At 72.0% G+C, this 24,506-nt stretch carries 26 protein-coding genes; 18 read left to right on the forward strand and 8 right to left on the reverse strand.

Features of this window, described 5'->3' with window-relative positions; genetic code table 11:
- The first annotated feature begins 7 nt into the window (after positions 1-7).
- Entirely contained in the window at positions 8-352 is a 345-nt protein-coding gene (locus tag ACFYWM_RS12435; protein WP_389912832.1) for an anti-sigma factor antagonist, read from the forward strand.
- On the opposite strand, the gene ACFYWM_RS12440 is transcribed toward ACFYWM_RS12435, so the two are convergent.
- Both ACFYWM_RS12440 and ACFYWM_RS12445 read right to left on the reverse strand, forming a co-directional pair.
- On the reverse strand, positions 353-580 hold the full coding sequence (locus tag ACFYWM_RS12440; RefSeq protein WP_389912835.1) for an HGxxPAAW family protein: 228 nt from the start codon (positions 578-580) through the stop codon (positions 353-355). It lies immediately after the preceding gene.
- A 37-nt stretch (positions 581-617) separates the two neighbouring features.
- The gene (locus ACFYWM_RS12445) at positions 618-1,064 is read right to left on the reverse strand and encodes a MarR family winged helix-turn-helix transcriptional regulator (protein ID WP_389912838.1); all 447 of its coding nucleotides are present in this window, start codon (positions 1,062-1,064) and stop codon (positions 618-620) included.
- A gap of 79 nt (positions 1,065-1,143) precedes the next feature.
- Between ACFYWM_RS12445 and ACFYWM_RS12450 the strand changes: the two genes are divergently transcribed.
- The 17 genes from ACFYWM_RS12450 (at position 1,144) to ACFYWM_RS12530 (ending at position 18,522) form a co-directional block, all read left to right on the forward strand.
- Positions 1,144-1,326: a hypothetical protein gene (locus ACFYWM_RS12450; protein WP_362873986.1), complete on the forward strand. Its 183-nt coding sequence runs from the start codon at positions 1,144-1,146 to the stop codon at positions 1,324-1,326.
- A 312-nt stretch (positions 1,327-1,638) separates the two neighbouring features.
- The gene (locus ACFYWM_RS12455; RefSeq protein ID WP_389912841.1) at positions 1,639-1,842 is read left to right on the forward strand and encodes a DUF5302 domain-containing protein; all 204 of its coding nucleotides are present in this window, start codon (positions 1,639-1,641) and stop codon (positions 1,840-1,842) included.
- Positions 1,843-1,989: 147 nt separating this feature from the next.
- Positions 1,990-2,433: a type II toxin-antitoxin system PemK/MazF family toxin gene (locus ACFYWM_RS12460; RefSeq protein WP_389912844.1), complete on the forward strand. Its 444-nt coding sequence runs from the start codon at positions 1,990-1,992 to the stop codon at positions 2,431-2,433.
- 175 nt (positions 2,434-2,608) lie between these two features.
- Complete coding sequence (locus tag ACFYWM_RS12465) at positions 2,609-3,151, forward strand: RNA 2'-phosphotransferase (RefSeq protein ID WP_389913605.1); 543 nt, start codon at positions 2,609-2,611, stop codon at positions 3,149-3,151.
- Positions 3,152-3,482: 331 nt separating this feature from the next.
- Positions 3,483-4,244: a DeoR/GlpR family DNA-binding transcription regulator gene (locus ACFYWM_RS12470; protein WP_389912847.1), complete on the forward strand. Its 762-nt coding sequence runs from the start codon at positions 3,483-3,485 to the stop codon at positions 4,242-4,244.
- Between the two features lie 139 nt (positions 4,245-4,383).
- On the forward strand, positions 4,384-5,325 hold the full coding sequence (pfkB, locus tag ACFYWM_RS12475; RefSeq protein ID WP_389912849.1) for a 1-phosphofructokinase: 942 nt from the start codon (positions 4,384-4,386) through the stop codon (positions 5,323-5,325).
- 64 nt (positions 5,326-5,389) lie between these two features.
- Entirely contained in the window at positions 5,390-6,496 is a 1,107-nt protein-coding gene (mtlA, locus tag ACFYWM_RS12480; protein WP_389912852.1) for a mannitol-specific PTS transporter subunit IIC, read from the forward strand.
- A 3-nt stretch (positions 6,497-6,499) separates the two neighbouring features.
- A complete protein-coding gene (locus ACFYWM_RS12485) occupies positions 6,500-6,808 on the forward strand; it encodes a PTS lactose transporter subunit IIB (protein ID WP_389912854.1) in 309 nt (102 codons plus the stop codon).
- Positions 6,801-7,259, forward strand: a complete 459-nt coding sequence (locus ACFYWM_RS12490; RefSeq protein ID WP_389912857.1) for a PTS sugar transporter subunit IIA — start codon at positions 6,801-6,803, stop codon at positions 7,257-7,259. The genes ACFYWM_RS12485 and ACFYWM_RS12490 overlap by 8 nt, the downstream gene beginning before the upstream one ends.
- Positions 7,256-8,287: a zinc-dependent dehydrogenase gene (locus tag ACFYWM_RS12495; protein WP_389912859.1), complete on the forward strand. Its 1,032-nt coding sequence runs from the start codon at positions 7,256-7,258 to the stop codon at positions 8,285-8,287. Before ACFYWM_RS12490 ends, ACFYWM_RS12495 begins: the two co-directional genes overlap by 4 nt.
- Positions 8,288-8,480: 193 nt before the next feature.
- Positions 8,481-8,765 carry an HPr family phosphocarrier protein gene (locus ACFYWM_RS12500; RefSeq protein WP_389912862.1) on the forward strand — a complete coding sequence of 95 codons (285 nt, stop codon included), beginning with the start codon at positions 8,481-8,483 and terminating at the stop codon, positions 8,763-8,765.
- Entirely contained in the window at positions 8,758-10,437 is a 1,680-nt protein-coding gene (gene ptsP, locus ACFYWM_RS12505) for a phosphoenolpyruvate--protein phosphotransferase (protein ID WP_389912865.1), read from the forward strand. The genes ACFYWM_RS12500 and ptsP overlap by 8 nt, the downstream gene beginning before the upstream one ends.
- A 318-nt stretch (positions 10,438-10,755) precedes the next feature.
- The gene (locus ACFYWM_RS12510; protein WP_389912868.1) at positions 10,756-13,644 is read left to right on the forward strand and encodes a LuxR C-terminal-related transcriptional regulator; all 2,889 of its coding nucleotides are present in this window, start codon (positions 10,756-10,758) and stop codon (positions 13,642-13,644) included.
- A gap of 313 nt (positions 13,645-13,957) precedes the next feature.
- The gene (locus tag ACFYWM_RS12515; protein ID WP_389913609.1) at positions 13,958-14,830 is read left to right on the forward strand and encodes an alpha/beta hydrolase family protein; all 873 of its coding nucleotides are present in this window, start codon (positions 13,958-13,960) and stop codon (positions 14,828-14,830) included.
- Between the two features lie 450 nt (positions 14,831-15,280).
- Positions 15,281-16,102, forward strand: coding sequence for a DUF3152 domain-containing protein (locus ACFYWM_RS12520; RefSeq protein WP_389912870.1), 822 nt, complete (start codon positions 15,281-15,283; stop codon positions 16,100-16,102).
- Positions 16,103-16,252: 150 nt separating this feature from the next.
- A complete protein-coding gene (locus ACFYWM_RS12525) occupies positions 16,253-17,302 on the forward strand; it encodes an SDR family oxidoreductase (RefSeq protein ID WP_389912873.1) in 1,050 nt (349 codons plus the stop codon).
- 149 nt (positions 17,303-17,451) lie between these two features.
- A complete protein-coding gene (locus ACFYWM_RS12530) occupies positions 17,452-18,522 on the forward strand; it encodes a DUF72 domain-containing protein (protein WP_389912876.1) in 1,071 nt (356 codons plus the stop codon).
- Here the strand turns inward: ACFYWM_RS12530 and ACFYWM_RS12535 are convergent.
- The 6 genes from ACFYWM_RS12535 to ACFYWM_RS12560 form a co-directional block, all read right to left on the reverse strand.
- On the reverse strand, positions 18,515-18,787 hold the full coding sequence (locus ACFYWM_RS12535; protein ID WP_389912879.1) for a WhiB family transcriptional regulator: 273 nt from the start codon (positions 18,785-18,787) through the stop codon (positions 18,515-18,517). The two genes, ACFYWM_RS12530 and ACFYWM_RS12535, sit on opposite strands and share 8 nt — an antisense overlap.
- 276 nt (positions 18,788-19,063) lie before the next feature.
- Positions 19,064-20,722 (reverse strand): catalase, encoded by a 1,659-nt coding sequence (locus ACFYWM_RS12540; protein WP_389912882.1) that lies wholly within the window; start codon positions 20,720-20,722, stop codon positions 19,064-19,066.
- Positions 20,723-20,999: 277 nt separating this feature from the next.
- Complete coding sequence (locus ACFYWM_RS12545) at positions 21,000-21,392, reverse strand: ChaB family protein (protein WP_389912885.1); 393 nt, start codon at positions 21,390-21,392, stop codon at positions 21,000-21,002.
- 35 nt (positions 21,393-21,427) lie between these two features.
- Positions 21,428-22,468 (reverse strand): DNA topoisomerase IB, encoded by a 1,041-nt coding sequence (locus tag ACFYWM_RS12550; protein ID WP_389912887.1) that lies wholly within the window; start codon positions 22,466-22,468, stop codon positions 21,428-21,430.
- Positions 22,469-22,732: 264 nt separating this feature from the next.
- A complete protein-coding gene (locus ACFYWM_RS12555; RefSeq protein WP_389912889.1) occupies positions 22,733-23,644 on the reverse strand; it encodes a DUF2268 domain-containing protein in 912 nt (303 codons plus the stop codon).
- 90 nt (positions 23,645-23,734) lie between these two features.
- A complete protein-coding gene (locus tag ACFYWM_RS12560) occupies positions 23,735-24,499 on the reverse strand; it encodes a hypothetical protein (RefSeq protein WP_389912891.1) in 765 nt (254 codons plus the stop codon).
- Positions 24,500-24,506: the final 7 nt, after the last annotated feature.

The following is a 24,506-nucleotide window of genomic DNA, read 5'->3' on the forward strand; positions in this document are numbered from 1 at the left end:
GCGCAGCATGGCCTTTTTCACGGTCTCATCGAGCCTGCTCGAGACGGGGTACGTCGTCCGGGTGCTCGGAGAGCTCGACTACCGGCATTCCCCCGCGCTGCGCGCGGAGTTGGACAAGGCGTGGGCCGCCGAGACGCCCTCCGTGGTCGTGGCCGACGTCACGGGCCTCACCTTCTGCGACTCCACCGGGGTCGCCGAGCTGATCCTGGCGCTCCGGCGGAGCCGCGCCCTGGGCGTCCGGCTCGCCCTCGTCGGCGTGCACGGCACCCTGGAGCGGATCCTCGCCATCACCGGCCTGCGCACCTCCTTCGAGGTCTTCACCTCTGTCGAGGAGGCGCTGCAGACGGCCTGATCAGCTGTGGCCCTGGTCCATCGGCACGCGGGGCGCGTCGATGATGACGTCCGAGAAGATGTCGACCATCAGGGCGATCACACCGCCGATCGCGATGATCCCGGCGCCGACCCAGAAGAACGTCCAGTTGGGACCGAGGCAGAGGGCGACGCCCCCCACGGTGAACCCCAGCAGAATGACGATCACCGCGAGCCAAGACTTGGGGCTTCCCCCGTGACTTCCGGCCATGAGCCTTTCCTCTCCCTGTCCTCTGATTCTTCGCGAATCAGTGATGCGCGCCGTCCGCCGCGGCGATCACCTGTGTCAGCGACCGGTGGAGCTCCCGGAGCTCCTCCAGGTTCATACCCAGACGACCGACGATCGCCGGCGGAACCTTCTCCGCCTCGTCCCGCAGCCTGCGGCCCTCCGGTGTGAGCGAGACGGCCAGGACACGCTGGTCCTGGCTGTCACGCCGCCTCCGGATGTAGCCGACGGCCTCGAGACGCTTCAGCAGCGGGGACAGCGTACCGGGGTCGAGTCTCAGTAGCTTGCTCAGCTCCTTGACCGACAGCGGTGCCCGCTCCCAGAGGGCGAGCATGACCAGATACTGGGGGTGGGTGAGGCCCATCGGATCCAGCAGGGGCCGGTAGAGCCCGATGACGTTCCGCGAGGCGATCGCCAGGGCGAAGCACACCTGGCTTTCCAGGCTCAGGGGATCGACCGTGTCACTCACGCGCACCTCCAACCGACATAGTACGATAATTAGTACACAAACCATTATCGCCCCAATCGTCGGCGAGCAAAGGATCCCCATGTTTCACAGCAAGCCGATCGAGGAGCGGATCGCCGAGCGCCAGGCCAGGCGTTCCACCCTCAAGGAGGGCCGGCACTTCGAGCACGGCCCGGCGAAGTTCGTCTTCGTCTTCGTGATCGTCTTCGTGGTCGTCGGCCACCTGGCCGGCCTGCTGCTGATGATGGCCCTGGGCATGCACTGACCCGGAACGACGGCCTGGAGACGCGTCGACGCGGGACGACGGCCCCGGGCACGCACCGGCACGCACCGGCATGGCGGGCGACGCACCGGCGCGGTCACGGCACGCGCCCTCCCCTCCCGGAACCCCTCGCCCCCTTCCCGGAGCCCCCGCCCCCATCGAGGAGCTCCCCCTCGGGGCCTCCTTCCTCTCAGAGCCGGAGTCTCCTTCCTCTCAGAGCCGAAGCGGGGGGCCTGCACGCCGGAAGGGTCCGGATGAGAGGATGATGATCCTGTTGGTCGGGGTTGGACCGCCCGATAGATCAGGAGGTCTGTAATGTCTGACGTCACGCCGGAGCCCGAAGGCTCCGAAAGTTCCGACGAGGAGCTGAAGCGCAAGTTCCGCGAGGCACTGGAGCGCAAGAAGCTCGCCCAGGCGGACGCGGGCGCCGGGGGCAAGGGGAAGAACTCCTCGAAGATCCACGGTGCTCACGGCCCGGCTGCGGCCAAGCGCTCCTTCCGCCGCAAGAGCGGCGGCTGAGCCGTCCGCGAACCAGGTTCGGCCCAGGGCATCCGCCCCCCGGATCTCGGCCGCCCCGCTGGCTCCCGGCCAGCCGGGCGGCACGCTCCCTTCCCCGGCTTCCCGCGACCCCTTGGACGGCACCCGGCTCTGCAATAGGCTGTACGCGTGCGTGATCTTGGTGAGGACCCCCGGCCGGCCCGAGGCGCGGTCAGCGAGGTCTACCGCGTCGACCGGGCCGCGACCCTGAGCTACTCCCCCGACCTCGACGGGCTCGCCGACCCCGGTGAGATCGTCTGGGCCTGGGTCCCCTACGAGGAGGATCCCGACCGGGGCAAGGACAGACCGCTGCTGGTCGTCGGCCGCCACGGGCGCAAGCTGCTCGCGCTGATGCTGTCCAGCCGGGGCGGCGGTGGCGACCCGGGCGACTGGCTGGAGATCGGCCCCGGCCAGTGGGACCGCGAGAACCGGGTCTCCTACCTGCGCCTGGACCGGGTCTTCACCCTCGCCGAAGGCGACATCCGGCGCGAGGGCTCCGTCCTCGACGGCGCCCGCTTCGCCCGCGTGGCCGCCGTCCTCAAACGCACCCACGGCTGGGCCGCCGACGGCTGAGCTCACCCCGCACCGGCCCCGGACGACCTTTCGGCGGAAGGTACGGAGGCAGGGTTCACGAACCCGCCCGGACACGCGGCCGGACATGCGGCCGGGCCGGGGCGCCGGGCGTGAATCCGGTGGAAAACGGCGGCGCGGGTCATCATCCTGGTGACCCATGGACGACAGACGGCCCATGGACGACGAACGGCTCGTCCGGGTCTCCAAATACCTCTCCAAGCATCTCAGGCACCAGCCCGAGCGCATCGGGCTGGTCCTCGACCCGCAGGGCTGGACAGACGTCGACACCCTGCTGGCCGCCGCCGCGCGGCACGGCTTCGCGATCACCCGTGACGAGCTCGACCTGGTGGTCGCGGGCAACGACAAGCGGCGCTTCACCGTCGAGGGCGACCGGATCCGCGCCAACCAGGGCCACTCGACAGGCGTCGACCTGGGCCTTCCCCCGGTCGAGCCGCCCGAGTTCCTGTTCCACGGGACCGTGGGCGCGTACGTGACCGCCATCCGGCAGGAGGGCCTGCGGCCGATGACCCGGCACGCCGTGCACCTGTCACCCGACAGGGAGACCGCGGTCCGCGTGGGCGCGCGCCGGGGCAGGCCGGTCGTGCTGGTCGTCCGCTCGGGGGAGATGCACCGGGCGGGCCACGAGTTCCGGGTCAGTGCCAACGGCGTCTGGCTGGCCGCCCACGTGCCGCCCGCCCACATCTCGTTCCCCGGCTGAGGGAATCTCGGACCGAGGGACCCCGGGCTGAAGGGGACCCTGGGCCGAAGCAGACCCCAGGCTCCGCCCCTCGCGGCGCGTAAGCCCCGAAACCCCACATCACCTCACCCAAGAGCCACATCACCCCGTGTCGGGAGCCGCGTCGATTCCAACGCGTTCCAAAATCCAGGCCAACCGCGGCCCCGCTCTCGCTCGCACCCCCATCCCCAGGTAAATACCTGGGGTTTTTCAGGTTCTTGCCGGTTTAGGGAGAAGTCAACCCATTGACGTTCCAACACACTCGGGTGTAAATAAAGCTGAAACAACACTGAAACGGTGGTGAATCAACAGCATGTACGCCGAGGAGCGGCAACAGGAGATTCTGCGCCGGGCGCGGACCGTGGGCCGGGTCGACGTGGTGACACTGGCGGAGGAGTTCGCCGTCACCACGGAGACCATCCGCCGCGATCTGACCGCGCTGGAGCGCTCCGGGATGCTGCGACGCGTGCACGGCGGCGCGATCCCGGTCGAGCGGCTGGGGTTCGAGCCCGAGCTGGCCGCCCGCGACGAGGTGATGATCTCGGAGAAGGAACGCATCGCCAAGGCGGCGCTCGCCGAGCTCCCCGAGGACGGCGCGATCATCATCGACGCCGGCTCGACGACAGGCAGGTTGGTGCAGGCGCTCCCGGTCGATCGGGAGCTGACCGTGATCGTGAACTCACCGCCGCTGGCGACGGCGATGGCCACCCGCCTCAACCTGACGGTGATCATGCTGGGCGGGCGGGTGCGCGGGCGGACCCTGGCCACCGTCGACGACTGGGCGCTGCGCCCGCTCGCCGACCTGCACGTGGACGTGGCGTTCATGGCCGCCAACGGGTGCTCGGTGGCCAAGGGGCTGACGACACCCGACCCGGCAGAGGCCGCCATCAAGCGGGCGATGATCGACGCGGCGCAGCGGTGCGTGCTGCTCGCCGACCACACCAAGTTTCCCAACACCTACCTGGCGCGCTTCGCCTCGATCCAGGAGATCGACGTTGTGATCAGTGACACCGGGCTCGACCCCGCGGTCGCGGCCGAGATAACCGCCGCCGGCCCGGAGGTGGTACGGGCGTGATCCTCCCCTCCCCCCCTGCCCCCGCCAGGACCGCGCAGGCGATCCTCCCCTCCCCTCCAGCCCCCGCCAGGACCGCGCGGGCGATCGTCCCCTCATCCCCCGCCCCCCGCCGGGACCGTACGACCGAGGCGGCCCCGGCATGATCGTCACCCTCACCCTCAACCCCAGCCTGGACCGCACCATCGAGGTCGGGTCACTGACCCGCGGGGCCGTCATCCGCGCCGCCGCCGCCCATCTCGACCCCGGCGGCAAGGGCGTCAACGTCTCCCGGGCACTGCTGGCCAACCAGGTCCGCTCGTGCGCGGTCGTCCCCTTCGGCGGCGACGAGGGACGGCGGCTGGTCACCCTGCTCTCCGCCGAGGGCATCGAGATGATCACCGTCCCCGTCGGCGGGGCCACCCGGTCCAACGTCGCGCTGGCCGAGCCCGACGGCACGGTCACCAAGATCAACGAACCGGGGACGGCCCTGTCGCCGACCGAGCTCGACACCATCGCCGAGGCCGTGCTCGGCGCGGCCAGCTCCGCGGACTGGGTGGTCGCCTCGGGCAGCCTCCCGCCCGAGGTGCCCGCCGACGTCTACGCCCGCCTGTGCGAGAGGTTCAGCGAGGCGGGCATCAACGTCGCGGTCGACACCAGCGGCCCCGCGTTCGTCGCGGCGCTCGCCGAGTCCCCCGCCCTGGTCAAGCCCAACCGGGAGGAGCTGAGCGAGGCCACCGGGATCGCCATCTCGTCCCTGGGCGACGCCATCAAGGCCGCGGAGAACCTGCGGGCGCGAGGCGCGGGCACCGTCCTGGCCAGCCTGGGCGCCGACGGCGCGATCCTCCTGCAGGACGACCAGATCTGGCACGGCCAGTGCCCGGTGGCCGAGCCGCGCAGCACCGTCGGCGCCGGCGACGCCATGCTGGCCGGGTTCCTCGCCGGCGGGGCGCGAGGCGAGGGCGCGCTGGTCGAGGCGCTGGCCTGGGCCACCGCCGCGGTCGGGCTGCCGGGCAGCCGGATGCCCTCCCCCCACCACATCCACCGTGACGACGTGCGCGTCACCGGAGCCGATCCCACCTTGCCGCTGCGGTTCGAGGGCTGACAGCGACATAGATCCACCCCCCAGGCCGGCCCATTCGCCGACCCCCCAGAAGGAGCAAAAGCACATGAGTGAATACACCCCAACAGTCACAGGGACAGGGGCAAGAGCCACTATTCAGCGTTTCGGTGGATACCTCGCCGGAATGATCATGCCGAACATCGGCGCGTTCATCGCCTGGGGTCTGATCACCGCCCTGTTCATCCCCACCGGCTGGCTGCCCAACGAGGAGCTCGCCGTCCTGGTCGGGCCGATGGTCTCGACGCTGCTGCCGGTCCTGATCGGCTACACCGGCGGGCGGATGGTCCACGGCCAGCGCGGCGCCGTGGTCGGTGCCGTCGCCACCATGGGTGTCGTCGCCGGCGCGGACAGCCCGATGTTCCTCGGCGCGATGATCATCGGCCCGCTCACCGCGTACCTCCTGAAGCTGTTCGACGGGCTCGTCGCCGACCGCGTCAAGTCCGGCTTCGAGATGCTGGTCGACAACTTCAGCGCCGGCATCATCGGCGGCGCCATGGCTCTGGTGGGCCTCAAGGCCATCGGCCCCGTCGTCGCCGGGATCACCAGCGTCGCGAGCGACGCGGTCGCCTGGCTGATCGGCAACAACCTGCTGCCGCTGGCCTCGATCGTCATCGAGCCCGCCAAGGTGCTCTTCCTCAACAACGCCATCAACCACGGCGTGATGGGCCCGCTGGGCGTGGCGCAGGCGGCCGAGACGGGCAAGTCGATCCTGTTCATGCTGGAGTCGAACCCCGGCCCCGGCCTCGGCTTGCTCCTGGCCTTCATGTTCTTCGGCCCTCGCGCGCTGCGCCCCAGCACCCCCGCCGCGATCATCATCCACTTCTTCGGCGGCATCCACGAGATCTACTTCCCGTACGTGCTCATGAAGCCCCGCCTGATCCTCGCGGTCATCGCCGGTGGTGCCACCGGCGTCCTGGTCTTCCTCATGACCGGGGCCGGGCTGGTGGCCACGCCGTCGCCCGGCAGCATCTTCGCCTTCCTCGCGGTGACCCCCAAGGGCGGATGGTTCGGCACCCTCGCCGGCGTGCTCGCCGCGACCGTCGTCTCCTTCGTCGTCGCGGCCGCGCTCCTCGGCTTCGGGCGGGGCAAGGACGACAGTGAGGAGGAGACCACCGAAGAGCCGCAGACCGCACCCACCGTCAAGGAGGCCTGACCGATGCCCAGCATCGAGAGCAAGGACATACACAAGATCGTCGTCGCCTGCGACGCGGGGATGGGCAGCAGCGTCATGCTCGCCAGCCAGCTCCGCAAGCAGCTGAAGGCGCAGAACATCCACGTGGAGCACACCCCGGTCAACACGATCCCCGCCGACGCCGACGTGGTGCTCTGCCACGCCGGCCTGGCGGACCGGGCCAGGGCCGGGGCTCCGGGTAAGGTCCTGATCCCCTTCCAGGTCTTCATCGGGGACCCGGCGGTGACCAAGCTGCTCAGCACGATCAAGAGCGGTGGCACCGTCAATGCCTGAGACGGCGCCGTTGCCGCTGGACCCGCGCGCCATCCGGCTGGCGGCCTCGGCCGCCGGCCGCGACGACGCGATCCGTCAGTGCGGGGAGGCCCTGCTCGCCGTCGGCGCGGTGGAGAGCTCCTACATCGACACCATGCTCGAGCGGGAGCGGTCGATCTCCACCTACGTCGGCGAGGGGGTCGCCATCCCGCACGGCACCCTGGCCGCCAAGGACGCCGTCCGGCACGACGCCATCAGCGTCGTGCGCTTCCCGGACGGCGTCGACTGGGACGGCGAGGAGGTGACGGTGTGCATCGGCATCGCCGCCAAGGGCGACGGCCACGTACGGCTGCTCGCCGAGCTCGCTCAGATCCTGATGGATCCCGACCAGGCCAGGGCACTTCGCGAGGCGACGGAGGTCTCCGAGGTGATCCGGCTGCTGCAACCGAACGAAGAGGACGAAGAACAGTGAAGGTCGCCCGTTTCTACGCCCCTGGCGACATCCGCGTCGAGGAGGCGCCGGAACCAGTCGCCGGGCCAGGCGAGATCAAGATACGCGTGCGCAACTGCTCGACCTGCGGCACCGACGCGAAGATCCTCAAGCACGGTCACCACCACATCAAGCCGCCCAGGGTCATGGGGCACGAGATCGCCGGCGAGGTGGTCGAGGCCGTCGACGCGGGCGAGTGGGCGCCGGGTGACCGGGTGCAGGTGATCGCCGCGATCCCGTGCGGGACGTGCCCGGAGTGCCTCCGGGGCCGGATGACCGTCTGCCCGAACCAGGAGTCGATGGGCTATCACTACGACGGCGGCTTCGCCGAGTACATGATCGTCCCGGCGAAGGTCCTCGCGGTCGACGGCGTCAACCGCATCCCCGACGAGATCGGTTTCGCCGAGGCGTCGGTGGCGGAGCCTCTGGCCTGCGTGCTCAACGGCCAGGAGCTGGCCCGCGTGGGCGAGGGCGACGACGTGGTGATCATGGGCTCGGGCCCGATCGGCTGCCTGCACGTGCGGCTGGCGCGGGCGCGGGGCGCGGCGCGCGTCTTCCTCGTCGACATCAACGCCGGGCGGCTGGAGATGGCCGCCAGGCTGGTCCACCCGGACGCGGTCATCCACGGCGAGGACGTCGTCGAGCAGGTGCTCAAGCTGACCGACGGCAGGGGTGCCGACGTCGTCATCACCGCCGCCGCCTCGGGAGCGGCCCAGGAGCAGGCGCTTCGAATGGCGGCCCGCCAGGGGCGGATCAGCTTCTTCGGCGGCCTGCCCAAGGACAACCCGATCATCCAGTGCGACTCCAACCTGGTCCACTACCGGGAGCTGACCATCGTCGGCGCCAACGGGTCCAGCCCGGCGCACAACGCCGAGGCCCTGCGGCTGATCGCCGACGGCGCGGTGCCGGTCGCCGACCTGATCACGCACCGGCTGCCGCTGGCGGAGGTCCTGGAGGGCATCGACATCGTCAGCAGGGGCGAGGCCATCAAGGTGACCGTCGAACCCTGACCGTCCCATCGGTCCCCTCCCTCCGCGCCCGGCGGGAGGGGACCGGCACAGGCCGGCACACCCAGGCCACACAAGCCCACAAGGCCCGGCGCGCACAGGCCCACAGGCCCGGGCAGAGCGCCAAGCCCGCACACCACTCGCACCACTCGTACCACTCGCAGAACGCGCGGAACGCGCAGAAGGAGAACCGGAGATGCCGGAGAGGACAGTGGTCGTCGCCTCAAGCACGGGCCTTCACGCCCGGCCCGCGAAGATCTTCGTGCAGGCCGCGGCCAAGCAGGGGATACCCGTCCGCATCCGCGTCGGGGACGGCAAGGCCGTACCGGCCAACAGCATGCTCGCCGTGCTGGCCCTGGGCGCCACGCACGGCACGAAGGTCACGATCGAGGCCGAGGGACCGGGGGCCGACGAGGCGCTCGACTCCCTGGCCGAACTGCTCGCCCGCGACCTCGACGCCGAAGAGGACTCCCGTGGCTGAGACACTCAGGGGCCTGGGTGTGAGCTCGGGCCTGGCCGCCGGACGGGTCTGCCGGATGGCGGGCCCGCCGGAGCTGCCCGCCCCCTCCCTCGTCACCGACGCCGACGCCGAACTCGACAGCGCGCTGAACGCGCTGCGCGCCACGGCCTCCGAGCTGGCGGAGCGGGCGGAGAAGGCGCCCGACGCCGACGCGAAGGCGATCCTGGAGGCGCAGTCCTTCATCGCCGACGACCCCGGCCTGCACGAGTCCGTGGAGACGAGCGTCAGGTCGGGCAAGAACGCGGCGCACGCCGTCGACGAGGCCTGCGCCCACCACCGTCGCGCGCTGCTGGCCGCGGGCGGCTACTTCGCCGAGCGCGCCGCCGACCTCGACGACATCCGCAACCGGGCCGTGGCGGCGGTGCTGGGCCTGCCCGTCCCCGGGGTACCCGACCCCGGCCACCCGTTCGTCCTGGTCGCCGGGGACCTCTCCCCCGCCGACACGGTGAACCTGGACCCCGGATCCGTCCTCGCCCTCGTCACCGAGAAGGGCGGACCCACCAGCCACACGGCCATCCTGGCCCGCGCCCGCGGCCTGCCCGCCGTGGTCGCCTGCCGGGGGGCGGACGACATCGCCGAGGGGACGTGGGTCTCGGTCGACGGCCAGCGGGGCGAGGTGGAGGTCGGCATCGGCGAGGAGACCGCCGCCGAGGTCCAGAGCCGGGCCGAGGCCGACCGCCGCCGGAAGGGCACCAGCCGGGGCCCCGGCCGGACCTCCGACGACCACCCGGTCAAGCTGCTGCTCAACATCGGCTCGGCGGCCGACCTCACACCGCCCGGCCGGGTCCCCCCCGCCGAGGGGGCGCCGGGAGTGGACGGCGAGGGGGTGGGGCTGTTCCGCACCGAGTTCCTCTTCCTGGACCGGCGCGAGGAGCCCGGCTACGAGGAGCAGGTGGCCGCCTACGCCGCGGTCTTCCGCGCCGCGCCCGGCGGGCACGTCGTGGTCCGTACCCTCGACGCGGGCACGGACAAGCCGCTGCCGTTCCTCGGGCTGGCCGAGGAGACCAACCCGGCGCTGGGCGTACGGGGGCTGCGGGTCTCCCGGGTCAGGCCCGAGGTGCTCGACGTCCAGCTCGACGCCATCGCCGAGGCGGCCCGCGAGACCGGGGCCGAGCCGTGGGTGATGGCGCCCATGGTGACGACGGTGGGCGAGGCCGCCGACTTCGCCGGGCGGGCCCGCGCCCGGGGGATCGTCCACGTCGGGGCGATGGTGGAGGTCCCCGCCGCCGCGCTGCGCGCCGGGCACCTGCTGAAGGAGCTCGACTTCCTGAGCATCGGCACCAACGACCTGAGCCAGTACACCTTCGCCTCCGACCGGCAGCACGGGGAGCTCGCCGACCTGCTCGACCCCTGGCAGGCCGCGCTGCTCCAGCTGATCGCCGACTGCGCGGCGGCCGGGCAGGCGGCGGGCAAGCCCGTCGGCGTGTGCGGCGAGGCGGCGGCCGACCCGCTCCTGGCGACCGTCCTGGTCGGGCTGGGCGTCACCAGCCTGTCGATGTCGGCGCCCGGGATTCCCGCGGTACGGGAGAGCCTCGCCGCCCACTCCCTGGAGCAGTGCCGTGAGAACGCCCGGCTCGCCCTGGCCTCCGACGACCCGGGAGAGGCCAGGAAGGCGATCGTCCCGGCTCACTGAACACCCCGGCTCCACCTGCGGCCGGGCCAGAACCCCCTCTCTGGCCCGGCCGTCTTCCCGTCTCGCGTCCGCTGCCTCCGCTCGCTCCGCGTCCAGCCGCTTCTCGCTCCGCGTCACCGTCCCGCTTCCGTCCGGCCCCCTCGCCCCTCACCTCCGGCCGCGTCGCCTCGACGCCCGCCCGGATTCGCCCTGGCGCGCATCGGTGAAATCACCGGTCTTCACGAGGCCGCCGGTACACCGGCGCAGGCCAGCGGGGGCCGGTGGGGAACCCCGCGACCCGCTCTTTCCAGGCGCGACACACGCGCGTAACACTGAGGCATGCCCTCCCCCTCCGCCGCCACCCGGTCACCGGCGCTGCACGGCCGTGACACGGAGCAGGACGCGCTGCTGCGATTACTCGACGCCGCCCGCGGCGGCTCCGGGGGCGCGGCGATCCTGCGAGGTGCGCGGGGAACGGGAAAGACCGCGCTGCTCGACCTCGCGGCGGCCCACGCGAGCGGCACCGGCACCGGCGACACCGGCCACGCGGGCAGCACGAACGGCCCCGGCACCGGCGACACCGGCCACGCGAGCGGCCCCGGCCACGCGAGCGGCACCGGCCACGTGAACGGCACCGGCGGCTTCGTCGTGCTCAGGGTGCGCGGCACCGAGGCGGAGTCGCACCTGCCCTACGCCGGGCTGCACGGGCTGCTCCGGCCGATCGCCGACCGGCTCCCCGCCCTCCCCCCGGCGCAGGCGGAGGCGCTGACGCGAGCGCTGGAGCTGGGCGCGGCGGACGGCGGGCTGGCGCTTCCCGCGGCGGTACTCAACCTTCTGGCGGCCACCGGCGGCCCGGTGCTGGCCTGCGTCGACGACGTCCACCATCTCGACGCGCCCAGCCGCGAGGCGCTCTTCTTCGCGGCCAGACGGCTCGCGGGAGAGCCCGTCGCGCTGCTGTTCGGGACCGACGACGGCGACGGCGCCACCGTGCCCGACGACATACCGGCGTTCGAGCTGGGCGCCCTGGACGAGGAGGCGGCCAGGCGGCTCGCCGGTGACCTGGTGCCGGGGCTGGCCGACGACGTGCGGGCGTCGCTGCTGGAGATCGCCCACGGCAACCCGCTGGCGATCGGGGAGCTCGCCGGGTCGCTGAGCCCCGAGCAGATCTCCGGCGCCGTCGCCCCGCCCGGCACCCTGCCGAGGAGCGGGCGGCTCTGGCGCGCGTACGCCGACCGGCTGGCGCGGCTGCCCGGCGAGACCGCGGACGTTCTCCTGCTGCTCGCGGCCGATCCGGACCTGGAGACGGTCACCCTGGCCGGCGCCGCGGAACCGGCGTGCGCGCTGAGCGCGCTGGAACCGGCGGAGAGGGCGGGCGTGATCGTCCATGTCGCCGACGGCGACGGTGACGGTGACGGTGACCGCTACGACTTCCGCGAACCGGCGATGCGGACGGTCGTCTACGCCGGAGCCTCCCTCGCCCGCCGCCGCGCCGCGCACCGCCTGCTCGCGGGCCTGTTGCGCCACGACCACCAGCGGCTGCGGCGGGCCTGGCACCGGGCCGCCGCGATGGACGGCCCCGCCGAGTCGCTCGCCGACGAGCTGGCCTCGGCCGCGGCGGCGGCGGGCTCCCACGGCGGCCACCCGGCGGCCTTCCTCGCCTTCGAGCGGGCGGCCGAGCTGACCGCGCACGGCGACGTCAAGGCCGCGCGCCTGGCCGCCGCCGCCAACCGCGCCTGGCACGCGGGCCTGCCCCGGCGTGCCCGGTCGCTGCTCACCCGCCTGCAGTCGCTGACGATCTCCGAGGAGGTACGCAGCCAGGCCGAGCTGATCCGCGGCAGCCTGGAGCTGCGCAGCGGGAAGGCCGGCAGCGCCGGGGACGACCTGCTGGCGGCGGCCGAGTCGCTGCTGGACAGGGACCGGGGACAGGCCGTCCGGGTGCTCATCCGCGCGGGCGAGGCGAGCTACATGGCCGGCGACAACCCTCGCTATCTGGACATCGCGCGGTGGGCCGCCACGCTGCGCCGCCCGGACGACCCGGCGGCCACCCAGCTGATGTTCGAGTACCTGGCCGGTACGGCGGCGACCTTCGACGGCCGTCACCGGGAGGCGGCCGACCCGCTCCGCCGGGTGCTGGAGCTCGCGCCCTCGGTCCGCACCCCCTCGGTGCTGGTGTGGGCGGGCGTGGCCAGCCTGCTGCTCGGCGACGACGCGCAGGCGACGAGGCTGTGCGGCCGGGCGGTGGAGACCGCGCGGGCCCGCGGGGCGGTCTCCACAGTGCCGCAGGTCCTGGAGTTCATGATCCACGCCGAGCTCTGGATGGGCCGCTACGCCTCCATCACGGCCAGCGCCGTCGAGGGGCTCCGGCTGGCCCAGGAGCGCGGCCGGCCCAACAGCGCGGGCCAGCACCTGGGCTGGCTCGCCCTCACCGCGGCCGTCGAGGGCGACGAGGAGACCTGCGCGATCAGGGCGGCGAGCGCCATCGAGCTGGCGGGCGCGCACGGCGTGTGCGTGGCGGGCGCGCTCGGCAACTGGGCGCTGGCCCACCTCGACCTCGCGGCGGGCCGCCACGCCGACGCCGCCAAGCGGCTGCGGACCACGGCCAGGGCCGACGGGACCAACGGCCACCTCGTCATGCGGGTCATGTCGACCCCGCTGTTCGTCGAGGCCAGCGCCCGTACGGGTGACCGGGAGCGGGCCGGGGAGGCGCTGCGGGTGCTCGACCGCTGGGTGGGCAGCACCCGCAGTCCCGACCGGCGCGCGCTGGCCGCCCGCTGCCACGCGCTGCTGGCCGCCCCCGGTGACGCCGAGGATCACTTCAGGGCCGCGCTCGACCTGCACCACCAGGGGTTCTCCGAGTTCGAGACGGCCCGCACCCAGCTGCTCTTCGGCAGCGCGCTGCGCAGGAACCGGCGTCCGGGCGCGGCCAGGGAGCACCTGCACAGCGCGCTGGAGACGTTCGAGCGCTCCGGCGCGCGGCTCTGGGCCGAGCAGGCCCGCACCGAGCTGCGCGGGGCGGGGGAGGCCGTCCGGTCACATCGCCCGAGGGCCACCGCGAAGCTCACCGCGCAGCAGTACCAGATCGCGCGCATCGTCGCGGACGGCGCCACCAACCGGGAGGTGGCGGCCCGGCTCTTCCTGAGCCCGCGGACCGTCGAGCACCACCTCAGGAACATCTTCGCCAAGCTCGACATCCGCTCCCGGGTGGAACTGGTGCGTTTGATGTCGTGATTCACCGGTTGATTCGGTTATTCCCGGTGTTAACCATCGCGATGGAGTACGGGTGATTTCACCGATGCACTCCGGGGCTGACAGGGAGAAAGTGGCGTCTGTCAGAAATCCGAGGAGGCACCCCGGTGACGCTGACCGTACCGCCGCCGTTCCCCGGTGGCGGGCCGACGCGCGACGAACGGCCGTCAGCACCGACCGCCGTATCGCCGTGGTTCCCCCCACAGGAACGGAGTACAGCAACGTGCAGCCGTACGGCACCACCCCCCAGGCCCCCGCGCCCAGGCGTTCCCGCCGGGCGACGACGGTCGCCACGCTGACCCTCGCACTCGCTCTGCTCGGCACCGGCGGGACCCTCGCGCCCGCCGCGCAGGCCGTCGCGGCCCCGGCCGCGCAGGCCACCTCCGCCGGTCCCTACGACCGCGGCCCCGACCCGACCGTCTCCCTCATCGAGGCGGCCAGGGGACCGTTCGCGATCTCGGAGACCACCGTCTCCTCGCTCCGGGTGACCGGCTTCGGCGGAGGCACGATCTACTACCCGACGTCCACCGCCCAGGGGACGTTCGGCGGGGTCGCCATCGCCCCCGGCTACACCGCGAGCAGGTCCACCATGGCCTGGCTCGCCTCGCGGCTGGCCTCCCACGGCTTCGTGGTCTTCAACATCGACACCCTCACCCGCTCCGACCAGCCCGCCAGCCGGGGACGGCAGCTGCTGGCCGCGCTCGACTACCTCACGCAGGAGAGCACGGTCGCGAACCGGGTCGACGCGAGCAGGCTCGGCGTCGCCGGGCACTCGATGGGCGGTGGCGGCACGCTGGCGGCCGCCAACAGCCGGCCGCAGCTGCAGGCGGCCATCCCGCTGACCCCGTGGCACACGACCAAGAACTGGTCGGGCGTGCGGGTCCCGACGCTGGTCATCGGCGCGGAGAACGACGCGATCGCCTCGGTGAGCGCGCACGCCAGGCCGTTCTACAACAGCATCCCCGCCTCCTCCGAGAAGGCCTTCCTGGAGCTCAACAACGCCGGTCACACGGCGCCCAACGTCTCCAACACCACGATCGCCAAGTACAGCGTCTCGTGGATGAAGCGGTTCATCGACAACGACACCCGGTACGAGCAGTTCCTGTGCCCGGCACCCCGGGTCGACCTGAACATCTCCGAGTACCAGGACACCTGCCCGCACTCGTAGGACCCCGGGAGGCGCGGCCGGGTCATGCCCCCGGTCCTGGCCGCGCCTCCCGCCGGCGGCCGGTGATCCCCGGCGAACGCGGGGCCGCGAACCACCTGACAGGTCCGCGACACCCCTGACCCGACGGCGGCCGCGCCACGCGGCCGCCGTCGGCGTATCCCCGGCAGTCCCCCGGGAGCCCTCGCAGTCCCTCGCAGTCCCTCGCAGTCCCTCGCAGTCTCCCGGGGTCCCTCGCAGCCCTCCGCAGTCCCTCGCAGTCCCCCGGAGTTCACCCGCGTTTCCCGGAACTCCCCCGGAGCCCTCCTGGACCCCCTCCGGAGCCCCCCGGAGTGCCGTCATATGACGGCACTCCGGGGGGCTCCGGAGTGCCGTCATATGACGGATTTTTTCCTGGTTTGATTAGCTACCGCCCAGGGGCAATAAGGTTTACGGTCTATGTCCAGGAACGCAATGAGACGTGACCCTAAGCCCGTTCTGTGGCTTCTCGCGCTGAGCATCGTGGTCACCTTCACGGCCGGTGGGGCCACGGTGCTGAGCGGTCACCTCGAACCCGTTCCCGACAGGTCCGCGCCTCCCGACGCCGCCCCGCCCGGGATACCCACGGTGCCCGCGACGCCGACCCCGCCGCCGCAACCCCAGGACACCCAAGGCACAGCCGGGCCCGCGAACTCCACAGGTCCCACGACCCAGCCCCCGGCCAAGGAGCCCCTGCTGCTCGCCAACGGCCGGCAGCAGCCGCTGAAGGTGAAGGTCCCCCGGACGGCCAAGGGCCGCTACGCCGTCGCCCCCGGCGAGGCCCGGCCCCCCAAGGGGAAGGGCAAGGTGATCCGCTACGCGGTGGAGGTCGAGCGGGGGCTGCCCTTCGAGGTGGAGGAGTTCGCCGCCGAGGTGCACCGCATCCTCAACGACCGGCGCGGCTGGGGGTACCGGTTCAAGCGGGTGGCACGTGGCCCAGTGAAGATCAGGGTCTCGCTGACCAGCCCCGGGACGACCGACAGGCGGTGCCTGCCGATGCGGACCATCGGCATACTCTCCTGCTGGAACGGCGAACGCGCGGTCATCAACGCGGTCCGCTGGAACAGCGGGGCGACCGGCTACGGCCGCGACGTGGCCTCCTACCGCGAGTACGTCATCAGCCACGAGGTCGGCCACGGCCTCGGACACGGCCACGTGCCCTGCCCGGGACACGGCCGCAGGGCGCCGGTGATGCTCCAGCAGACCAAGTCCCTGTACGGCTGCCGCCCCAACCCCTGGCCGTCCCCCCGCCGCTGAACCGGTTCCACGGGGGCGGCTCCGGGAAGCCGCCACGCGTACGGCCGGGTCGGCCGGAAGCGGCGGTCGCACGTCACCGGATCGTCTCCACGTACGGCAAAGCCGTCGCGAAGATTGGTTCGCCGGGTCCCCCCGGGGCAGGCGATAGGCATGCGAGTAGTAGTGGTCGGCGCGACGGGAAACGTGGGCACGAGCGTGGTGTCCGCCCTCGCGGCCGATGAGGACGTCACATCCATCGTGGGCCTGGCCCGCAGACAGCCGGACTGGAATCCGCCCAAGACCACCTGGCGGACCGCCGACATAGCCGGCGACGACCTGGCGCCGCACATGGAGGGGGCCGACGCGGTCGTCCACCTGGCGTGGCTGTTCCAGCCCACCCGCGCCCCGGTGACGACCTGGCGGAACAACGTCCTGGGCAGCATGAGGGTCTTCGAGGCCGCCGCGCGGGCGGGGGTCCCCAAGCTCGTGCACACCTCCTCGGTGGGCGCCTACTCCTCCGCGCCCAAGGACCGGGCCGTCACCGAGGACTGGCCGACCCACGGCTGGCCCGATGCCGCCTACGGCCGGGAGAAGGCCTACGTGGAGCGGGTGCTCGACGTGTTCGAGCGCGACCACCCGGACATCGGGGTGGTGCGGTTGCGGCCGGGCTTCATCTTCAAGCGGGAGGCGTCGGTGGGGCAGCGGCGCCTGTTCGGCGGGCCGTTCGTGCCGCAGCGGCTGGTACGGCCGGGGTTGATCCCGTTCGTGCCCGACACCCCGGGGCTCCGCTTCCAGGTGGTCCACAGCGACGACGTCGGCGAGGCCTACCGGCTGGCGGTCACCCGGCCGGTGTCGGGTCCCTTCAACATCGCCGCCGACCCGGTGATCGAGCCCTCGGTGCTGGCCGACCTGCTCGGTGCCCGGCTGGTCCCCGTCTCGGGCTGGACGCTCAGGAGCGCCGTCGCCGCCGCCTGGCACCTGAGGCTGGTCCCCGCCTCCCCCGGCCTGGTCGACCTGGTGCTCAGAATGCCGATCATGGACATCGGCCGCGCCCGCGCCGAGCTGGGCTGGCAGCCGCGCTACACGGCGACGGAGGCGATGTGCGAGATGTTCAAAGGACTGCGGAGCGCCGAGGGCATGGAGACCCCGCCGCTGTCACCGCACACCGGCGGACCCGCACGCCTGGGCGAGCTGGCCAGCGGGGTCGGCCGGAAGCCGTAGCGGCCCTCGCCCCCCAGGGCCGTCGCCTTCTCCAACGAGGAACGGAAGCTCGGAACTCAGGAATCAAAGGCCGGGACCCGGGCAGCGGGAAACGAGGAACGGAGTTCAGGGCTCGGGCGGGTGGCGGGCCGGTCAGGGAGGGCGCGAGTATGGGCAGGATCCTCGTGGGCACGGCCTCGTGGACGCACCGGTCGCTGCTGGAGTCGGGCTGGTACCCCGCCGACGCCTCCACCCCCGCGAAACGCCTGGCCTACTACGCGACGAGGTTCCCGATCGCCGAGGTGGACGCCACCTACTACCACCCGCCGTCGCTGAGCACCGTGGAGGCGTGGCGTGACCGTACGCCCGCGGGGTTCACCTTCGACGTCAAGGCGTTCTCCCTGCTGACCGGGCACCCCACCCGGCCCGCCTCCCTCTACAAGGACCTGCGGGAGGAGCTCGGCGCGCCGCCGCAGCGCAACCTCTACCCCAAGGACGTGCCCCCCGAGATCGCCGACGAGGTCTGGCGGCGGTTCCTCGGCGCGCTGGAGCCGCTGCACGAGGCGGGCAAGCTGGGGGCGGTGCTCTTCCAGTTCCCGCCGTGGTTCCCGATCGGGGAGGGCAACAGGCGCTACATCCTGGAGTGCGCCAAGCGCTGCGCGCCGATGCGCGTCAGCGTCGAGTTCCGCAACCACACCTGGATGGACGAGGGGAACCGCGAGGCCACCCTGGCCTTCCTCGCCGAGCACGACCTCGCGTACGTGGGGGTCGACATGCCGCAGGGGCACACCTCGTCGATCCCGCCGATCCTGGCCGCGACCTCCGGCCTCGCCGTGCTGCGGCTGCACGGGCACTCCGACAAGTGGACCAGCAAGAACATCGACGAGCGCTTCGCGTACATGTACTCGGAGCCGGAGCTCGAGCGGTGGGCCGCCAGGGTGAGGGAGCTCGCGGAGGGCGCCGAGGTGACCCATGTGCTCTTCAACAACTGCTGCGCGGACAACTCCCAGCGCAACGCCACCCGGTTCCGCGCCCTCGTCGGGGAGCTCGGTGAACCCGGTGAGATCGGCGAACCCGGTGAGTCTGGAGAACCCGGGAAGCTCGGCGGGCCCGATGAGCCCGGTTGCCCTGGAGAATCAGGCGGACCGGACACACCGGAGCGGGTGCCGGGCGGACGCGGCGGGGCGGGCGGGAACCACAAAGGGCGGAAGGCGGCCCGAGGCGGGAGAGCCGCTACCTGACTCCCCGTCTCGCCCCGGTCATGGTGGCCCTGCGCTCCTCAGGGGTGGTGCCTCCCCAGACGCCGTACATCTGCTGGGTGCTCAACGCGTACTCCAGGCAGCGCCCCCGCACCGGGCACCGGCGGCACACCGCCCTGGCGCGCTCGTACTGCTCACGGCCCGGTCCCTCGTAGGACACGGGGAAGAACAGCTCGGGGTCCTCACTGAGGCACGACGAGCGGCGGGACCAGTGGATGATCGGAATAACGTTGCTCTTAGCAGGCATGGCAGTCCAAATGGGAGTCGGAAAGGCTCAGGTACTGGCGGCTCGGGTTGAGGATCGCGTGCCCGCTGTAATGGCATTCATACCTTTTAAGCGGAAAAATCGGGCGACCTTGACCGAGGGTTTCTTCCGGCCGTGAATCCCCTGGTCAGCGAGTTCCCGGGGCCGGTGGACCGTTTTCCCACCTCCCCGGGACACCCTTCTCGCGCGGTGGTCCCCCGCTCACGTCCCCCGCCCCGCCGGGCCGGAGCACGGCTCGCTCCGGCCCGGCGGCGGTTCCTACGTCTCGGCTCTCGCCCGCTCGTCGGGCACGCAGTGGGTCATCTTCAGCCCCTTCACGTCACGGGGTCCGTTCTTGCCGAGTCTGGACATCCGCTCGCGGTCCTCGTCGTTCAGGTCCTGGCTCGCCAGCGGCTCCAGGTGGGAGACGTCGTCGGGGCCGATCCCGAGTCCCTCCCCGACCCTGAGGCCGAGATCGTCCTCGACCATCAGGAAGTGCCAGACCATGCGCTCCTGGACCGGTCGCGCGGCCTGGGACAGCATGTCGACGAAGTTCCGGACGAGATCGTCGCGCTCCCACTCCTCCATCAGCAGGTAGCGCTGGCCCGCCTGGGTGTAGTCGTTCGTACGCGGGATGCGCTTGCGGGTCACCTGCCCCGAGACGATCGGCCCCTGCTCGTCGTAGGTGGGGTACTGCCCCTCCCGGAGCCCGCCGGTGATGGACGGCTCGTAGTTGACGTGCGGGTTCTCACCCGCCCCGTCGACGTGGTAGGTCATCAGGCCGTCGCGCTGGTTGGTGCGCACCTCGGCGTGCTTGGCCTGGTTGACCGGCAGCTGCAGGTAGTTGGGGCCCACCCGGTGGCGCTGGGTGTCGCTGTAGGAGAACGTGCGGCCCACCAGCATCTTGTCGTCGGAGAAGTCGAGACCGTCGACCAGGACCCCGGTACCGAAGGAGATCTGCTCGTTCTCGGCGAAGTTGTTGGCCACGTTGCGGTCCAGGACCATCCTGCCGACCGGCATGGCGGGGAACTCGTTCTCCGGCCAGACCTTGGTGTCGTCCAGCGGGTCGAAGTCCAGCTCGGGGTGCTCGTCGTCGCTCATGATCTGCACCAGCAGCTCCCACTCGGGGAACTCGCCCCGGTCGATCGCCTCGTGCAGGTCCTTGGTGGCGTGCCCGAGCTCCCGCCCCTGTACGGCGGCGGCGTCCTCGGCGGTCATGCTGCGCACGCCCTGCTTGGGGATCCAGTGGTACTTGACCAGGCGGGTGACGCCCTGCTCGTTCACCCACTTGTAGGTGTTCACGCCGAAGCCCTGCATGTGCCGGTAGTCGGCGGGGATGCCGCGCGGGCTGAACAGGTTGACGATCATGTGCATGCTCTCCGGCGTCTGCGACATGAAGTCGAAGATCCGGCCGGGCTCCTGCCTGAACGTCACCGGGTCCGGCTTGAGCGAGTGGATCACGTCGGGGAACTTGATGGCGTCCCTGATGAAGAAGACCGCCAGGTTGTTGCCGACGAGGTCCCAGTTTCCGTCCTCGGTGTAGAACTTCACCGCGAACCCGCGCGGGTCGCGGGCGGCCTCCGAGGAGTCCCTGCCGCCGATCACCGTGGAGAACCGCACGGCCACGTCGGTCCGCTTCCCGGCCTCCTGGAAGAGCTTCGCGCGCGTGTAGCGGCCGATCGGCTCGTCGCCGAACCTGCCGTAGGCCTCGAAGTGGCCGTAGGTGGTCACCCCCCGGGCGTGGACCACCCGCTCGGGGATGCGTTCGCGGTCGAAGTGACTGATCTTCTCCAGGAACTGGTAGTTCTCCAGCGTGGCCGGGCCCCTCGCGCCGACCGTGCGCTGGTTCTGGTTGTCGTAGACCTGGTGCCCCTGACGGTTGGTCAGGACCGGACGGTCATCGCCCGGCTGGGGTCCCATGCTCGACACATCCGTCATGACGACGCTTCCTTTCCCTGCCACGGTCGCTGTCGGCGTACCGATCCACATATCGGCTCACGGCCTCCTTATCCGACATATAGCGCCTTATAGCGACAAAGGGCAGGAATCTTCGCAAAGAAGGACAGCAATTTACACATGGCGATGCCCGCCCGGGGACGCGCTCCCCGGACGGGCATCCGGTGCTCAGGAGCTCAAAGGCTCAAGGGCTCAGGGCTCAAGGGCTCAGGGCTCAAGGGCTCAGGGCTCAAGGGCTCAGGGCTCAAGGGCTCAGGGCTCAGCGGGCCTTCGCCGTGGCCCGCCGGTTCGCCTTCTGGATGGCCGAGACCAGCTCCTCCTTCGACATCGTGGACCGCCCCCTGACGTCCAGGCGCCTGGCCACGTCGTAGAGATGCCGCTTGGAGGCGTTGGCGTCCACCCCCTCGGCGGTCTCGCCCCCCGTGGGCCCGGTCCGGGCGGCGCGGGCGTCGGACGGCCCCTTGCGGCCCTTGGGCTCCCAGTGGTCGCCGACCTTCTCGAAGGAGTGCTTCAGCGCGGCGAACGCCGTGCGGTGCGCCCGCTCTCCCTCCCCGTAGGTCTCCACCGCGGAGTCATGAGCCTTGATCCACGTCTCCCGCGCCTTCTTCGGCGAGCGCCGCAGGGTGGTCGGGATCTCCTCACGTGCCGGCATGGCGTGGTCACCTCTCCTTTTCGCGGGTCACGATCTCAACCGCGGACATGCCCGCCCCGCCGCCGATCATGCCGTCGCCTCCCGCCCAGCAGCGACATGACGGCCTCTTCCACGGGGCCGTGCGTGGCGAGCCGGCCGAAGCCGGTGTCGGCGCCCAGCCGGTCGAGCGCCGACGCGACGGTCCTGCCCCTGTTGTACGCGTCGATGACGCGCGGGTCGATGTAGGAGGCGCGTGCGACGGCCGGGGTGTTGCCCAGGTACTCGGCCACCTCGGCGACCACCCGGGTGATCGCCTTCCTCCTGCCCGTCCTGGACCGGGCCCGGGAGGAGACGGCCAGGCCCACGGCGGCCAGGACCGTCGCGTGCCAGGTCCTGAAGTCCTTGGCGGACACCTCGATCTCCAGCGTCTCGCGCAGGTAGGCGTTGATGTCGTCGCTGCGCACGTCCACCCAGCCGGAACCGCCCTCGTAGCGCAGCAGCTCCCCCTCCTCCGCGGAGTCGCACAGCGTGGTGATCACCTCGCACACATCCGCGTCGGTGATCTTCAGCTCCCTGAACTTGCCGCCCTTGGCCGGGTAGGCGCACGCGACGCGCCCCTCCGAGCAGGTGACGTGTTCCACCCTGAGCGTGGCCAGCCCGAAGGACTCGTACGACTCCCCGCCCACCCGGAAGAACCCGATGTCGAGCATCCGCGCCGCGGCCGCCAGCACCCGCTCGCGCGCCAGCCCGTCCTGTCCCAGGTGCTCGGCCACCCGCTCCCTGAACACCGGCAGCCGCTCGGCCATCCGCCGCACCCGCTCGAACTTCGCCAGGTCCTGCTCCTCGCGCCAGACATCGTGGTAGCGGTACTGGCGGCGCCCCGCGGCGTCGGTGCCGATCGCCTGGATGTGCCCGTCCCGCGACCGGCAGATCCACACGTCGGTCCACGCGGGCGGCAGGGCCAGCCCTCTGATCCGCGCGAGGACACGGCGGTCGCGTACCTGCGTGCCACCGGAGTACTGATAGCTGAAACCCTTGCCCCTGCGCCGCCGCAGGATGCCGGGCTCGGCGGGGTCGCTCTGCCGGAGTTCGGTCACGCCCGGCCCCTACCCCGTGAGGCCGCTCCCATGAGAGCGGCGACCGGCCGCGTGGGGAGGGAGGCGTGCGGGCGAGCCGGTGGCGCCTCGGGAACGACGTCCACCCCTGCGAATCGGGCCTCGTCTCCCTCCCCGCCCTCCCGGAAACTCCCCGCGCCGCCACCCCGGAGACCCCCCGGAACGGCCAGAAGGGCCGGGACGCCCAGGACGCCCAGGACGTTCACGACGCCCGGGAGGCTGGGAGGGCCAGGACGGCTGGGAGGGTCAGGACGGCTGGGACGGCTGGGGCGCCTGGGACGGCTGGACGGTCACCCCGGCGTTGCGCAGGATCTCCTCCCCGGGCAGTACCGTGCTCCGCGCGACCGTCAGGCCGGACGCGGCCAGGTGGGCGTCGACGATGCGCAGGCCCACCCCGTAGCCGGCCATGTCGGGGACCCCGACCGGTTCCCGGCCGAACCGGCTCATGGCCGTGTCGCCCAGCACGTAGGCCGGGGTGTTCCACATTCCCCGCAGACCGGCGGCCGCGGTGATCGTGTCGTACGCGCGGTCGAACTCCGCGCCGGTCACCATCCCCGACCACGGGCCCATGGCCTCGGGACCCGACAGTTCCCTGACGAACGCCTCGGCGAGCCCCTCTGACACGATGTGCTCGCCGACGGTGACCGTCTCGGGGTTCCACTCCACGTTGTGGTAGCGCACCTGGTGGTGGAACTCGTGCACCGCGCAGTGGGCGATCCTGCCGATGACGTCGTCCGAGGGCCAGGCCAGCAGGTAGAGCCAGCCCGGTGAGCCGCCCATCCCGTAGTAACCTCCGGCGACGTTCATGAGGTACGCGTCGTCGGGGTCGCCGAGGACGAACATGACCTGCAGCCTCTCCGGCCCCTTGATGTCCGGTACGGCGTCGCCGAGACGCTTCCAGGCGGTCCGCAGGGCGTCCTCGATCCGGCCGCGCACGTCCTGCTCGACCAGCCGCCGCAGCGCGGGGAGCTGGCGGTCGTCGTCGCGGTCCGCCCGGAAGCCGCCGCCCGTGTGGTGGATGTCGACGAGGTCGCCGGGCATGGGGACGGCCTCGCGCATGGGCGCCAGCATCGCGCGCAGCGCTTCCGGACGCCGCTCCACCGGGAGACCCACCAGGTCCAGCATGACCCGCGGGGTGTCGTGAACGATGATTTCCATGCCCGGGATGGTAAAGGCTCCCGTTACGGGAGACTCAAGCGAATTACCGGCCCCGGTAGAGGAGCCCTGAACAAGGCCCTGGCCCGGGCCCTAGATGGGCTCGCCCTCGTTCTCGTCGCCCTCCTGGGGGCCCGGCGTGCCGGTCCCGCTCTGGCTCGGCGACGGCGACGGGGTGGGCTGACCGGGCTCGGGGGTCGTCGGGACCGGCGGCGGGGTCGGCACGAACACCGTGGGCGGCAACGGCCTCGGCAGCGGCTCGAAGTCGTCCTCCCTGCGCAGCAGGAACCAGACCATCGCCGCCAGCAGCACGAGCAGCACGGTCAGCACGACCCCGGCGATGATCACGGACCGGCGGGTCTCGGTCGGCGGCGGCGCGCCCTTGGGCGGCGCGGGCAGCGCGGGCGAGCGGTCGCCCACCCAGTGCGGCGCGAAGTCGGGGCCGTGCCGCTCGCCGATCAGCGTGCCGCTGACCAGCACCGGTTCGAGGAACCTCTCCGCCCCGGCCCGGTCGGGCTCGTACGGCGTGGCGACCCACGGGGCGCTCCCGCCGTCCATGGCCAGCACCTGCGGGACCGTGTCGGCCACGGCGGTGCGCGCGCGTGTCGCCCTCGCCATCCAGCCCCGTACGCCGGACCGGCTGGCCGTCGCGTCGCGGACCCCGGTGACGAAGCGGTCGCGGGCCGCCGGGTCGAGGGCCGCCCCCTTGGTCAGCACCGCGACCGAGACGGCCCGGCCGTCGGGCGCCAGCCCGAGGTAGACCAGCCCGGCGGGTCCCACGCGCAGGCGGGCCTGCACGAGGAAGGGCCCCAGCTGGGGCGGGTCACCGTACTGGAGTGGAGTGGCCACGTCTGACATGAAAGCA

The sequence above is a fragment of the Streptosporangium sp. NPDC002721 genome, from assembly GCF_042888905.1.
GTDB lineage: Bacteria > Actinomycetota > Actinomycetes > Streptosporangiales > Streptosporangiaceae > Streptosporangium.